Source organism: Stenotrophomonas sp. PS02289 (genome assembly GCF_029960115.1).
Taxonomy (GTDB): Bacteria; Pseudomonadota; Gammaproteobacteria; order Xanthomonadales; family Xanthomonadaceae; genus Stenotrophomonas.
Window position 1 is genome coordinate 46,360 of record NZ_JASCOZ010000008.1, and the last position, 11,481, is coordinate 57,840.

General features: G+C 57.1%; 21 protein-coding genes. All 21 read left to right on the forward strand.

Annotation, left to right across the window (positions count from 1 at the left end; genetic code table 11):
• The first annotated feature begins 126 nt into the window (after positions 1–126).
• A complete protein-coding gene (locus QMX83_RS02305; protein WP_282295045.1) occupies positions 127–474 on the forward strand; it encodes an immunity 8 family protein in 348 nt (115 codons plus the stop codon).
• A 223-nt stretch (positions 475–697) separates the two neighbouring features.
• Entirely contained in the window at positions 698–1,270 is a 573-nt protein-coding gene (locus QMX83_RS02310) for a hypothetical protein (RefSeq protein ID WP_282295047.1), read from the forward strand.
• A gap of 129 nt (positions 1,271–1,399) precedes the next feature.
• Positions 1,400–1,903: a hypothetical protein gene (locus tag QMX83_RS02315; RefSeq protein WP_282295048.1), complete on the forward strand. Its 504-nt coding sequence runs from the start codon at positions 1,400–1,402 to the stop codon at positions 1,901–1,903.
• Positions 1,904–1,905: 2 nt separating this feature from the next.
• Entirely contained in the window at positions 1,906–2,337 is a 432-nt protein-coding gene (locus QMX83_RS02320) for a hypothetical protein (protein ID WP_282295049.1), read from the forward strand.
• 59 nt (positions 2,338–2,396) lie between these two features.
• On the forward strand, positions 2,397–2,807 hold the full coding sequence (locus QMX83_RS02325; protein ID WP_282295050.1) for a hypothetical protein: 411 nt from the start codon (positions 2,397–2,399) through the stop codon (positions 2,805–2,807).
• A 632-nt stretch (positions 2,808–3,439) separates the two neighbouring features.
• Positions 3,440–3,814, forward strand: a complete 375-nt coding sequence (cdiI, locus tag QMX83_RS02330) for a ribonuclease toxin immunity protein CdiI (protein ID WP_282295051.1) — start codon at positions 3,440–3,442, stop codon at positions 3,812–3,814.
• 70 nt (positions 3,815–3,884) lie between these two features.
• Positions 3,885–4,064 carry a hypothetical protein gene (locus tag QMX83_RS02335; protein WP_282295052.1) on the forward strand — a complete coding sequence of 60 codons (180 nt, stop codon included), beginning with the start codon at positions 3,885–3,887 and terminating at the stop codon, positions 4,062–4,064.
• 235 nt (positions 4,065–4,299) lie between these two features.
• Entirely contained in the window at positions 4,300–4,815 is a 516-nt protein-coding gene (locus QMX83_RS02340) for a hypothetical protein (protein WP_282295053.1), read from the forward strand.
• A gap of 65 nt (positions 4,816–4,880) precedes the next feature.
• Positions 4,881–5,177, forward strand: a complete 297-nt coding sequence (locus QMX83_RS02345; protein WP_282295054.1) for a DUF596 domain-containing protein — start codon at positions 4,881–4,883, stop codon at positions 5,175–5,177.
• 336 nt (positions 5,178–5,513) lie between these two features.
• A complete protein-coding gene (locus QMX83_RS02350; RefSeq protein ID WP_282295055.1) occupies positions 5,514–5,678 on the forward strand; it encodes a hypothetical protein in 165 nt (54 codons plus the stop codon).
• 145 nt (positions 5,679–5,823) lie between these two features.
• Positions 5,824–6,216, forward strand: coding sequence for a hypothetical protein (locus QMX83_RS02355; protein WP_282295056.1), 393 nt, complete (start codon positions 5,824–5,826; stop codon positions 6,214–6,216).
• Positions 6,217–6,243: 27 nt separating this feature from the next.
• Positions 6,244–6,693: a hypothetical protein gene (locus QMX83_RS02360; protein ID WP_282295057.1), complete on the forward strand. Its 450-nt coding sequence runs from the start codon at positions 6,244–6,246 to the stop codon at positions 6,691–6,693.
• 151 nt (positions 6,694–6,844) lie between these two features.
• Positions 6,845–7,417: a colicin immunity domain-containing protein gene (locus QMX83_RS02365; protein WP_282295058.1), complete on the forward strand. Its 573-nt coding sequence runs from the start codon at positions 6,845–6,847 to the stop codon at positions 7,415–7,417.
• Between the two features lie 130 nt (positions 7,418–7,547).
• Positions 7,548–8,051 (forward strand): hypothetical protein, encoded by a 504-nt coding sequence (locus QMX83_RS02370; RefSeq protein ID WP_282295059.1) that lies wholly within the window; start codon positions 7,548–7,550, stop codon positions 8,049–8,051.
• 1 nt (position 8,052) lies between these two features.
• Positions 8,053–8,484, forward strand: coding sequence for a hypothetical protein (locus tag QMX83_RS02375; RefSeq protein ID WP_282295060.1), 432 nt, complete (start codon positions 8,053–8,055; stop codon positions 8,482–8,484).
• A 17-nt stretch (positions 8,485–8,501) separates the two neighbouring features.
• Entirely contained in the window at positions 8,502–8,897 is a 396-nt protein-coding gene (locus QMX83_RS02380) for a hypothetical protein (RefSeq protein WP_282295061.1), read from the forward strand.
• A gap of 241 nt (positions 8,898–9,138) precedes the next feature.
• Positions 9,139–9,393, forward strand: coding sequence for a MafI family immunity protein (locus QMX83_RS02385; RefSeq protein WP_282295062.1), 255 nt, complete (start codon positions 9,139–9,141; stop codon positions 9,391–9,393).
• On the forward strand, positions 9,390–9,530 hold the full coding sequence (locus tag QMX83_RS02390; RefSeq protein ID WP_282295063.1) for a hypothetical protein: 141 nt from the start codon (positions 9,390–9,392) through the stop codon (positions 9,528–9,530). Before QMX83_RS02385 ends, QMX83_RS02390 begins: the two co-directional genes overlap by 4 nt.
• Before the next feature lie 35 nt (positions 9,531–9,565).
• Positions 9,566–9,979: a hypothetical protein gene (locus QMX83_RS02395; protein ID WP_282295064.1), complete on the forward strand. Its 414-nt coding sequence runs from the start codon at positions 9,566–9,568 to the stop codon at positions 9,977–9,979.
• A 684-nt stretch (positions 9,980–10,663) separates the two neighbouring features.
• The gene (locus QMX83_RS02400; RefSeq protein ID WP_282295065.1) at positions 10,664–11,056 is read left to right on the forward strand and encodes a HigA family addiction module antitoxin; all 393 of its coding nucleotides are present in this window, start codon (positions 10,664–10,666) and stop codon (positions 11,054–11,056) included.
• Between the two features lie 106 nt (positions 11,057–11,162).
• On the forward strand, positions 11,163–11,481 hold a 319-nt coding region (locus QMX83_RS02405), incomplete at its 3' end, for a hypothetical protein (RefSeq protein ID WP_282295066.1).

The window sequence follows — 11,481 nt, forward strand, 5'->3', positions numbered from 1 at the left end:
GTGATGTCAGGTGGCGCGCTTAGACCGTTTAGCGTAGACGTTGGGCGAAGATGTCTACGGAAGTCCGAATGGTCCATTGTGACCAAATCCTGACGTACGCAAGAGTCAGGCGAAAAGGAGAGATGCGTGAAGGCTGTTCTGAAGGGTATGACCAACGACTACTTCGATCTGGAAGAATGGGAGCCGGAAGATCCACTGGACTTCAGTCTTGATCTGCTTCTGAGGATTGGTGGCTCAAACAGCAGCGGCGCGGACAACTTCGATCTGGTCGTCTGTACTCCAAAGTGGCTCGCCAGGTACTCGGACGCCGGAATGTGGGGTCGAGGGATGCTGGTGATAAATCACTACGATGCTGACCTCATCAGGTCCAAGGTGGTCGAGTACATTGATGCGTGCTCTGGCGAAGACTGGATGTCAACGGCGTCTCGACTTTCGCGCGTCTTCCTCTGGGAGTTCGAGGGCTACAAACAATGAACCGCCAGCTTCTGCTCGAATCGGTCTTGTTGGAATCCGATATCTTGGAGCTTCAAGTGAAGGTCCTTGCTCTGTGTATGAGCGAGCAGGGCGTCTTGGCTGGTCAAGGGCGATAGGGATAAGGGTTGCTGAAGTGACAACTGATAGAATGACGGACAGTGATGGCACAGTGTCCTCCGAACTGCTCAGTTAGGGACAATCGATCAAGAAAGTAAGATTGGAGGTGAGCGAGTTGTACGACCGGTACCGTCAAAGGATCTTGGAGACGATAGGCGGCCTGCCAAGGGCGAGTGGCGTTGCTGTGATGCTTGCCGCGTGCGAGCGAATGTATGCAGTACTTGCCCAGATTGACATGCAAGGGGCATGTGAAACTCTGCGGCTCAGGAAAATTCTCGACTCAATGTGGGATGGTCGGGTGCTGGACACTGAATTCATCACTGTCCCGGAAGATATCGTGGTGGATTCGCTCTCTGTTGAGCTGGGGATGATGGCTGCGGACTCCATTCAAATGGCGAGAGCTGTGGTCGTCCAAGGGGTAGGCACGATCGACGAGGTCTTGTTAATCGCAGTTGACATGGCAAATGCCATCGACGCCGCCCAGGAAGATCCGCTGGAGGTCGGCTTGGGCCTGATTGACTCGTTCTTGGTCATTCCAGACTCTTGTGTATCTGTGGAGGTTGCGCGCCAGTTCTCAGATATCTCCGATCAGTATGAAGGGGAGGGGGACGTCATGGCTCGGCAGCGCTTGCGCGATAGGTCAAGCGCTCAAGACTTGACCTGTGGGATGCCGTTCTGAATGAATCTGCCTCGGTGCCGCCTGGACAGACTCCTTGGCTGTCGGACCACGCCTCAAGATCGCCCGTGCACGGCCGATACCGTGGTACCGGAATGCCCCATCCCAGAAGCTACACTCTGTTGAGATTTCATGAGACTGTCTGACTACCCGGTAGACCTGTCAGAGTTGCCTTGGCATCTCTATCTACTCACGTTGGACGACTATTCTCCCAGCGCGCTGGCAGGCGGAGTGGCGGAGATCGTTGATGTGGATCGATGGCAGTACGCCGTTGAGGTCATTTTCCGGTGCCTCACTTCAGGGCTTTGGGACTTGGGGGATGAGTCCGTTCTGGACGATCTAGCGGTTAGCGGTTACCCAGGCCTCTGTCGGGGGCTGGCGCGGCTCAGTCCCGCCATGCTGAGCGAGGAGGCTGAGCGGTTCTGGCTCAACCCGCAACTGGCATCCACCGAGAAAGCACAAGAGCTGATCAACGAGTTCGCTGTCGAAGGTCAGTCAGGTGAGTTCAAGGAGAGAGTTATGGGCAGGATCAAGGCGTTGTTCGCAGACGCTGGGGTGTCATTGGAGCTGGGTGTCCTGTTTCCGGTAGATGTCTCGCGAGCCAATGAGTTGGCAGAGATACGCCGTGGAGGCTGAGAATGGAAATGGATGAGGAGTTCCTGGAAATACACGATCTGGATTGGTTTGCGATCGATCAGATCGGCAGGCTCTGCCACTTTGCCACCGCTGGCCGAGGATACGTTCCGCCGGAAGTCACCCGCTCCATGGAGGACTGGGAGAGCGCAAACTCGCTGGTTGAAGCCCTGCCGGACGTCTACGATGAAATTATCGTGCAGGAGGGACTGCCGAGGTTTGACTCCAAGCGACATCGGAATGGATACATTGCCATGCACGTAGAAATGGCACGAAAGGGTCTACACAGTCATGATGTCTGCGACACAGGTTATGTGCTGGTCGCCAAGCCACGTGCAGCTGACGGAGTCGCCGCATCGCTGTCAGGTGTGAAGGAGGTCATTCCGCGTTTGACTGTTCACTACGCTACCTATGGATTCAGGGTCATGCTTCCGTGAGCGCCAGCAGGTTGGCCGTATAGAATTTAGCTTGCCCCTAACAGTGCTTATAGCCAGACATGAACATTCTTGAGCTCGCAATCGCAGGTACGCACGAGCGTCATGAGGTCATCGCTGCCTTGGCGCGCGTCCTTGGTGTATACGAATGGAACTTCATCGACGAGCACGCGTACTGGAAGGCGTCACATGATGCGCGCACGCAGTTGGTTGGCTATGACTTGGTTAGGGGTCGAGGAACCCATCCGTTGCTGCTGGTCGCGTACTGCGTGCAGGATGTTTATGGTGAGGCGTTGGGGGTGATCGGAGGAAAGATGGCGAGACTGTTGAACGTCGAGGTTGCTGTTGGAGACTTCATGGGGGAGCAGGACGTCGCCACGTGCCGCCTCATTGTGTACGCGCCAGATGGAAGCTACCGGATCGGTTTCGACTGCAGTGTGGGCGGAGAGCTTTCGATTGAGTTCCCCGAGTAGTACTCCGGCACGGAGTGTATGGTTCTTGACGGAGTGGCTGAGTATGGGAAGGCTTCTGAAGCGGCTGTCGAATCTGTTCGGACCACCCACGCCCCATGAAGTTCAGAGGATCGAATGGGCAAGTGTTCTTGCGAATGATCGGTTCATCTGCCTAAGAACCTGCTCAGGGTATCGGGCTAGCATCGTTGACCCACAAGGCGCAGTAATCTATCTGGATCCATCAGCGAGTGATGAACGTCTTGGTGATGCTGTCTTGGCTTGCCTGGCGCAAAGTCGCTTCGTCGTACCCTATGCAGACAAGCGCGCGAATCCTGAGGCTGGCGTGGATGCTGAGCTGTACGATCCGGTTCGGATTGACGAGCGTTATCAGTCGTGGGTGAACGAGGTGACGGCCACGTTTGGTTACAAGGGCAGACGTGAGCTCTTTCGTGGGATGAAGAGCTGTTGGATAACCTCGAGTGACTGTAAGATTGTCATTGGTCTCACGCGTCGTGACGGGAAGGAGGGCTGGTCTGGACTCTTGGGTGATGACGGCAAATTGACGATAGACGCGATCACGGCACCTGTTGACGTCGGGGCCGCTCTGCGTAGGGCTTTGGAGAACTGCAGGTGAACACCGGTGGCGGCCGACAATGAGTCCACTTTTTGGCACGGTTTGGATACCGTCGGGACCTGAGTGGATCATCCAGAGGTTCTTCGATGACATCTACGACGATGGGTGCTTCATCGAGGTTGTGTCTTACCTTTCGAGGCGATGGGGATTCGTCAACGATCATCTGGCTTGCCACTTCCCCGACATGAACAGTTATTTCGAGGAGGATCATTTCGAAGGAGTGCAATTCATCCTGGCTTTGCCAACGCCAGAGCCATACGAAGTGATTGTCAGTGATGAGGAATTTGTGGTCTGGTTGAGAATGGCGTGCACCAGGTACTTGGCGCTCAACCCGTCCGACGCCGGTGAGATATCCAAATCCCTTGCTCAGCTTGACGAGTGGTCATCTCGCTGATGATGTGAAAGTCGGTGATGGATATCAAATCTGGAATCGCGGCGGAGCGGGAGTGAGGCTAAAAGTTCGAATGAAGAAGAAGGTCGTAGTCGTTTGGTGCGCGGTGCTCGCCATGGTTGTTGTGGTGATTGCGCCATTTGCACTGGTGTGGGCCGCCGATCAGTACCGGTTCACGCGATTGCAGAAGCTCATTGAAGTGGAGCCTCCCGCCAGTCGCCTCCCAGCGCCGATTGACGAGAATGGAAGATGAGTCAACTGGAGAGGGAGACACCACTGGAAGTGCGACGACAAGCCTTCGTTGCTGAGCTCAACGAAGTGCTCGAGGCGCACTCGGTTGTCCATAAGGAGGATTGACGGTGAGTAGGTGGATGGCCGCTAGTAGGCTTGGTGCGTTCGGCGAGCCGACGCGAGATGCTGTCTATTCTTGGCTGTTGGATACGCTCCGGATCGTCGCACTTGAGGACGCCCAAGTGTGCATTTTCCTTATGAGCCTAAAGGACAAGTGCCTTGAGTGGCAGCTCGGTGCCGAGATGGTTGCCGCCTGCGTGGGCGCAGGCTTGGTCAAGCTGTTTCCAAGTGCGGATGAGGGTGGATGCCCGAATGACGAAACGGTCCTGCGGCGCCTGTTCGTCTCCGATCCTGAGCAGATTCTTTCCGCGGACGCCAGGGAAGCCAACATCTGGGGGTGTACCTACGTAATTGGAACCAAGGAATGCCAGCGCCTTCTAGCCCGGCATGGCTTCCTCGAGTGCAAGACGGCCCTGATCCTCGCTCGGGTGATTGATGAGCGCCTGGCGTCAGGGGAGGTGCGCTCATCCGATGGTGCTCCAATCATCGATATTTCGCCGGAACGTGCGGCCAGACTACGAGCGCTGGCCGAGCAGTCCAGCCAGGTGGAAAGGGAGGCGCCACTGGAAGTGCGGCGACAAGCCTTCGTTGCTGAGCTCAACGCAGTGCTCGAGGCGCACTCAGTTGTCCAGAATTGTGTGGTCCAATCATGACCATTCACGGGTTGGACACCAGGGCGATCTCTGACTCTGTGCTGAGACACTCCCGCGGCTATTCAATGGGCAGTCTCTGGCAGTCACTCAATGTCGATGTCTCGACGCTGGATGTGAGCTTTGAGGTGTGCACAGAGCTCTTCATCCTATTCCTTCGCGAGCAGATGAGTGCGGGTGCGATGCGACTTGCATTGAACGGCGCTTTCTTGACCGGCAGCATTGACGAGCAACTAGCGCTGCTCCAACGCGTCTGGCCATCAGCCGACTCTGGTGGCGAGGACGAAATGTACTTCTGGTTTCTGGCGGACGCGCCCGCCGGCGTCGTCTGGATCGATCCTGATGGCGTCGAAACCTGGACATAGAGCATCAGTAGGTTTAAGTGGATATGGTGCGGCTGACGGATTCAACGTTGCGCCTTCCTCGGAGAACTCCACTTGACCATCCCGCGTATCACTTGCTATTTCATGGGCGCAGACATCGATCTAGCGCCGTCCCCGGAAAGGTACAAGCACTACTTCCTTGAATACTCACCCGAGAAGTGGCGTGATTGCCCTGGTGATGCATCGTTCGCCTATGAGACGTCGGATCACCTTTTGTCGGAGCTGTACATCCTTAGCGACGCTAACGGAGGCCTGTCACTGCGGTTCAGTTACAGATCAGATCGTCAGAGCTTCTACTCTGTCGGATCTCGAGAGCACATGAGCTTGATCATCGACGCGGGAGACGATCAGTATGCCCCCGAGGGGTCATTCGTCGATCCTTCCGTAGCATGGTTGGCTGTTGAGGACTTCTTCAGGGCACCTCTGGAGCCGTCCAAGCGGCTGGCGTGGCTCGATGCATCCGAAATTGACTGGCCCGATTAACGTTTGGAAGCCCCGCCCAGCGACTAGATCACGCGAGTAGTCCTGGCGCTGATCTTATGTCCGGAGCACGAACTGACGGTCCCGCCAGTCGCTACCTTCGTCTGCGACTAGAGGATTTCCGGGTTTGAAGGAGCAGTGAATACAGATGAGGATTTCCTGGGTTGATGGGTGGGGAGAGGGTGCGGCAGGGGGCTTGGTATCCGATCCAGACTGGAGCTTTGTTCTGGATAAGCTTCAGAGGGCTTGCCTCCACTCAGGAACTGTAACGCTTGATATCGTGGGAACTGAAGCGGTTCGGTCGGCACAACTTCAGGTCGTTGCGGAGTATGGCGCGTTCTGGTTGACGCTCGGACAAGACGACGGAGAAGATTGGGTGGTGCGCGAGTACGTGGGTGGCGATGGTGACCCATCCTGCATGCGTACTGTGCAGGGCTACTCTGTAAGCGCGGCCAGTGTATGCAAGTCTTTGGTGGATGTGATTAATATCTTCAAGAGCTTCTTTAGTGCTGGCGATGTATCAACGCATTTGATGAAATAGTGCCAAGTCGGCACAGGATCCTTGGTAATGAACATTCCCACGATCAGCTTGTGCTTCTACATCGCGCAAGATGTGGAAGAGCATGACGCCGCGACCCTGCAACTCGCATTGATGGGCATTGCAGATGCCATGGATTGGAGCCTTGGTCCTCCAAAGCTGCTGGTGAGTTCGGATGCCGAGGGCGGCTCTCTTCTGGGCGGGCAGCTGGACCTCTACTTAGCCCGTCCGCCCACCATCCTGCCGCTTGAAATGGATCGGCGGAACCTGGCCGAGGTAGAGCTGCTGATCGACGCGTTGCGTGATCTGTCGCAGCGACGGGGGCTTCTCCTGGAGTTCGAGCTGGATGGCGAGTACGTGGGAAGCATTGAGGATGGCGAGTTGGACCTCAGCCTGCGAGCGGGCTTGCTGGAACCGTGGAGGGAGCATCTGGCCAGCACGGGCGACCCTCAAGTTCTCGGTAGTTCTGCCGATAAGTAGCGCCAAGGGACGTTCGTCTAGCACAAGGAGGAACCAAATGGCCAAATGGAACTGGCTGGCAAGGATTGCCGCTCCGCCACTATGCAAGGCAACTTCCGGCGCGTTGGTGTTGGTCATCCCGTCAATTTTTTTGGGATGAAAGGCCGAAAGCATGAGTGAACAAACCCTCTTGGACTTCGCCCAGCGCTTCGTGCGTGGTCGAATGGGCGCCGATGTCTTCTCCATCGCCTACATTGAGCTGTACAAGCAGGAGATGGAGTCGGGCAGGGCAATGGCCTACCCTGATGGTGCAAGTGAGTGCATCTCCTCCATGTTCTGTATTGCAGACGCCTACGTGCCCGGGGGCGGTGGTCGCCTGCCTGGCGAACTGGACGACAAGGGTCTCGAGCGTGAAATCGCGACGCTGCTTCGCCTGCTCGAGCTGGGGCGACTTCCCTCGCCAGGTGATGGCACCGGGCTGGAGCTTCCTGTTGCGGATGAGGGCACCCTGGAACTCGACCTCAATGAGCTCGTGACCACACAACTTGGCTATCAAGCCATGGTCATCTTCCTTGAGCGGTACTACGACAGGGCGGATGCGGACGTCGAACTGGGCGAGGTCATGGGGGCCATCTCCAACTACATGTGGACAGACGGCATGCCCAACGATCCAGCGATGTGGGGCGACTGGCTGGTGGCAGTGGAGCTTGCCAAGTTGCAGCCGGAGTTGCCATCTCGGGGTTGATACAAGGCGGGAGATTTCTGCACTGGCAGGCTGTCCTGCACTCAAGGTTTGAGAAGAAATCACCTCTATCTACGATTCATACCAGACCGATACTGGTCGGCGATTTCAGGCGCTTGACCATGCTCATGCATTGCCCGTTGTGCTGGCCGCATGCGAAAGAGCGTACTCCGTTTCTGCTGACATCCAGAACAGCGCGATTCTGCCGCCCAGCGAGCTGCGGGAAGTTCTAGACTCCTTGTGGAACGGCAGCGCAGTTCCCGAGGTTTCGTTCCCGGAGGAGTTTGATCCACGGTCGCTTAAGGACCACTTGGATATGCTCGTCTACTGCGCACTCGATCTCGCGAGGAACTATTTTGAGGTCGGAACTCAATCGCCGCAGTCGATTGTCTCGTTGGTTCTTGACATCGCGGACGCGATTGATGGCGATCAATGTGGTGAGCACATAACTGGGCCAAACGCGGTTGATGTATTTCTCATGGATCCCTTCAGCTGTTCATCAATAGAGCTTGGCCGTCAGATGCAGGATCTGGCGGATGCAGGAGCTTCAGTCGATGCGATTGCGTTGTCCAAGCATCTGCGCCTGCGCTCAAGTGGGCAGCGTTTGATGCAAGACTGGTCTGAACTTAATGATTGAGATGACGAAGATCAAGTGCTACTTCATTGCCAACGAGCTCGACTCGGACGCACAGTTGGACACCTACAGGCCGTACTTCGAAGAGTACTCGGCCGAAGTCTGGGGCGTAGTCCCGGGAGAGGCGGCCTTCCTGTACGAAACCCATCTTGGATTGGAGTCTGCATTGTTCATTTTGGACAATGGGACGGGTTCCTTCTCGGTCAGGTTGGATGTCTCTGTACTCAGGAAGAGCTTCTACTCTGTTGGGTCAATGGACACGATGGGCGATTTCATTGATGCGGGCGATGATCAGTTCGCACCCGTAGGGTCCTTCGTTGCTCCCGCAGTGGCGTGGATGGCCGTCGAGGACTTCTTCACCTCGCCTCTGGAGTGTTCGCCACGGCTTACCTGGATGGACACGGAAGACATGGAGTGGCCTGCTTCGCTTGGATGAACCGCTGGGAAGCGCGGATGTACCTGGAAGATGATTGGTGTGGCGACGAGCTGTGTTGGTGTGTTGGCATCAAGAACACTGTGCATAGCGTGATGGTATTGGTTGATGGGCCGGGCGAGTGCGCGGTCCATACTGAGAAGCCGGTTTGGGAGCGAATCAGTGCGGGGATCGACCGGGTGTTCGCTCGCGGAGGAAAAGTTAGGCTGGAGATTCGAGAGCCTGCGGAGTCGTACATCAGATTTCTTGAAATGGAAGCGCTTCCCGGGCAGTACCACCTCCTCGTTCTCAACAACACGTCTGTACATCGTGAGGGCTTGTATGAATGGTGGGAGCCTGGAGATGCGCCATACGGGGGCGTCGTGTACTACGGCGATGACGCCTTCGACGCCAGAAAGGTGTGTAACGACCCGTGAGTCGCACAACTGGCATTCGCCGAGCTTTTCTGGACTGGAGACCTCGCGGTCAGCGTTCCCACTATGCGCTCGTGGTGGGATCCCAAGCCGCGGGAGGAGTAGCACATCAGTGTCTACCGAGTCTGCAGGGCTATCTCGTGGGTTGATGGGCGCAAGAGATGAGGACGATGAAGTTGGTAGCTTGCCGAATTGCGGTAGGCGACACTTCTACTATCCCGGAAGTCATTGAGGCGGATGCTTGATGTACTCGCAGAGAATCATCGATCTGGGGAAGCGATTTCAGGGCCGTCTGGACCCGAACATCCTGAATGGGGCGTTGGATTACGTCAGTTTCAATGAGGAGGGCTTGGCGTTCGAGCTGCTATGTGACCACATCCATGAGTACGACGTGACACTGGATGCCGTTGAGTACAGTGAGATCGCAGAAATCAGCGCCCTCCTCGGGTTCTCATTGCAGGACTCCCCGTACAAGCACCTGCAAGAGTTGGTCTCATGAGTAATTTCGACCGATCTGCTGCAAAGGCTTCGCTCAGCGCCCACTTCAATGGGCTATCGAAGCGATACACCAGCGAAGAGGGGCAGTTCGTTCGTGCGCTGGCTGAAGCCCTCAGCCTGAATGATGGACAGGGTTGACGCCGATGCTACGCCTGGAATCCGTGGCTCCTCACTTGTTGGATGCCTTGGTCAGTGCTGATAGTGGCAGGAGGCGCGCCGCCGTCGCTGCCGTCTGTTCGCACGCGATCACGATCAACGCGGTCGTCGATCCCGTAGTGGTTCGTGCATTGGGTGACTATGGCCTGGGTCTGAGCGTGGCCGATGGAGTGCTTGGCGAACTCAAGGCGTTGCAGGAGCAGGCCGATGACCAATACTTCGAGCGTGCTGATCGTGATGGTGCAGATCTAGGGCGGCAGACGCTTGCTGCTTTTGCGCGCGCCAGGGCGCTGTCTTCGGTGTTGTTTGCGGTTGGCGATGACTCCGTAGCGGCTGCATGCGAGTCGATCTACGAATCGATATCCAGTGTTGATGATCGGGCGGAAGCGATTGCTATCGCAGTTCGAGAGTTGAGAAGTGATCAGTCGTGACGCTGCATCGGCGTTGGCGGAGTCCTAACTGACGATGAGGGGCATGCGCCTGCCGTCGCAGAATGAGCCACGAACGACACGCTGGAGATGCGCCACTGAGAACTGGCGGCACGGATGCCGCGCCAGAATTTCGCCACTCATTGGCCAATCTGGCACGGAATCTGCGCCAAAAGCCTGTTTTTCGCGCCGGAAACGTCAACGATGAGGGCGGCCCGTCGGAGCGGCGAGAAATGCGTGGAATCAGCCGCTTCACATCCGATTCGCGTTCCGGCAATGTGGACCCCGGAGTCTAGAAAGCTCTTTTGGTGCGAACATTGGATTTCCCAATGTCGGGATGGTGGTGAATGCAATACCCCCCACGTCGGGGGGGAATAAGCCACACCGTATCGCATCGCGGTTTTCTAGCTCCCGACGCCTTTCCCATAGGGCGAAAGGCCTTTCCCGGGAGTCCGTGATGTGCGTGTTCTGGGCCTTTACTCATCGCTTCGAGCTGCCCACTCGAGGCCTTCGCTTATGTCTTCCGCGCGCCTGCGGCCGATTAGCGCTGCCCCTTCGCGTGCGCATCCAAGACTTATAACGCCGGGCGCTGCCCCGGCCATCTGATCGGCATCCCGTCGCGCCGTTGCTGCGCGCTGCGTTGCCACTTCGTTGAACTTACTCATTACCCAGTATTGGGAGGATCCCATGTGCGAGAAATGTTCCTGCGCAGGTGTTGTTGAGCCTACAAACCCGGAGCGTCCCCGAGGCGCGCCCGAAAGCGGCGCAGTAGCGCCGCAGCTGCTGTTTCATCCCCCGGCGGATATCCATCCAGGGCGCGTGTTGATGGACGACTATCTGCGCCCCAGCGGTATTTCCATTCGTCGTCTGGCCGATTCCATCCGGGTCAAGCGCGGGCGGCTGGAGTCGATCATTTCCGGTCGCAGTGGCATCAGCGCGGAGCTGTCGATGCGGCTGGGTCGCTACTTCGGCGACCCGCCGACGTACTGGCAGGACCTGCAGTCAAAACACGACATGGAGATGGCGTACTGCGCGTGGGGCGAGGACGTCGACCTGATCCGCCCGCGCGTGCGCTGGTAGGCCAATGAGGATGGGTCGGCAGGTTTACGGTGCGGCCCAGGTTTTCCATTCGAGCGCAGCCCGGCCGAGACGGCGGGCTGTCGCTGAGGCAACAGGGGGTTCAGGCATGAGCCTGGTGATGGTGCTGGAAATCGAGTCGGGCGTGCGGCTGGATGATGTTGCGCAGACGCTGCTCAATCTGGAGGCGACGATTGATCGCAATCCGTTCATTCGTGGCGGGCTGCTGCCCGGTTCAAAGTGTGCTTTCGGGTTGAAGGTTCACCACCTTGCCGTGCCGGTGCGTGCCCAAGACGTGCAAGTGGACTGGAAAGTGGGGGTGTCGATGACCTTCCACTTCAGAGCGGCCACGATGCAGGAATGCCTCAGGGACATCTATGCGCTGATTGAGTTGTTCGCAACGCAGCATCGGCATCGGTTTGTGCTGT

Bases quoted from the DNA above. Each gene is read 5' to 3' on its own strand.
- QMX83_RS02315 (WP_282295048.1), top strand. From the start codon at position 1,400: ATGAGACTGTCTGACTACCCGGTAGACCTGTCAGAGTTGCCTTGGCAT.
- QMX83_RS02320 (WP_282295049.1), top strand. From the start codon at position 1,906: ATGGAAATGGATGAGGAGTTCCTGGAAATACACGATCTGGATTGGTTT.
- QMX83_RS02325 (WP_282295050.1), top strand. From the start codon at position 2,397: ATGAACATTCTTGAGCTCGCAATCGCAGGTACGCACGAGCGTCATGAG.
- cdiI (WP_282295051.1), top strand. From the start codon at position 3,440: ATGAGTCCACTTTTTGGCACGGTTTGGATACCGTCGGGACCTGAGTGG.
- QMX83_RS02335 (WP_282295052.1), top strand. From the start codon at position 3,885: ATGAAGAAGAAGGTCGTAGTCGTTTGGTGCGCGGTGCTCGCCATGGTT.
- QMX83_RS02340 (WP_282295053.1), top strand. From the start codon at position 4,300: ATGAGCCTAAAGGACAAGTGCCTTGAGTGGCAGCTCGGTGCCGAGATG.
- QMX83_RS02345 (WP_282295054.1), top strand. From the start codon at position 4,881: ATGGGCAGTCTCTGGCAGTCACTCAATGTCGATGTCTCGACGCTGGAT.
- QMX83_RS02350 (WP_282295055.1), top strand. From the start codon at position 5,514: ATGAGCTTGATCATCGACGCGGGAGACGATCAGTATGCCCCCGAGGGG.
- QMX83_RS02355 (WP_282295056.1), top strand. From the start codon at position 5,824: ATGAGGATTTCCTGGGTTGATGGGTGGGGAGAGGGTGCGGCAGGGGGC.
- QMX83_RS02360 (WP_282295057.1), top strand. From the start codon at position 6,244: ATGAACATTCCCACGATCAGCTTGTGCTTCTACATCGCGCAAGATGTG.
- QMX83_RS02365 (WP_282295058.1), top strand. From the start codon at position 6,845: ATGAGTGAACAAACCCTCTTGGACTTCGCCCAGCGCTTCGTGCGTGGT.
- QMX83_RS02375 (WP_282295060.1), top strand. From the start codon at position 8,053: ATGACGAAGATCAAGTGCTACTTCATTGCCAACGAGCTCGACTCGGAC.
- QMX83_RS02380 (WP_282295061.1), top strand. From the start codon at position 8,502: ATGTACCTGGAAGATGATTGGTGTGGCGACGAGCTGTGTTGGTGTGTT.
- QMX83_RS02385 (WP_282295062.1), top strand. From the start codon at position 9,139: ATGTACTCGCAGAGAATCATCGATCTGGGGAAGCGATTTCAGGGCCGT.
- QMX83_RS02390 (WP_282295063.1), top strand. From the start codon at position 9,390: ATGAGTAATTTCGACCGATCTGCTGCAAAGGCTTCGCTCAGCGCCCAC.
- QMX83_RS02400 (WP_282295065.1), top strand. From the start codon at position 10,664: ATGTGCGAGAAATGTTCCTGCGCAGGTGTTGTTGAGCCTACAAACCCG.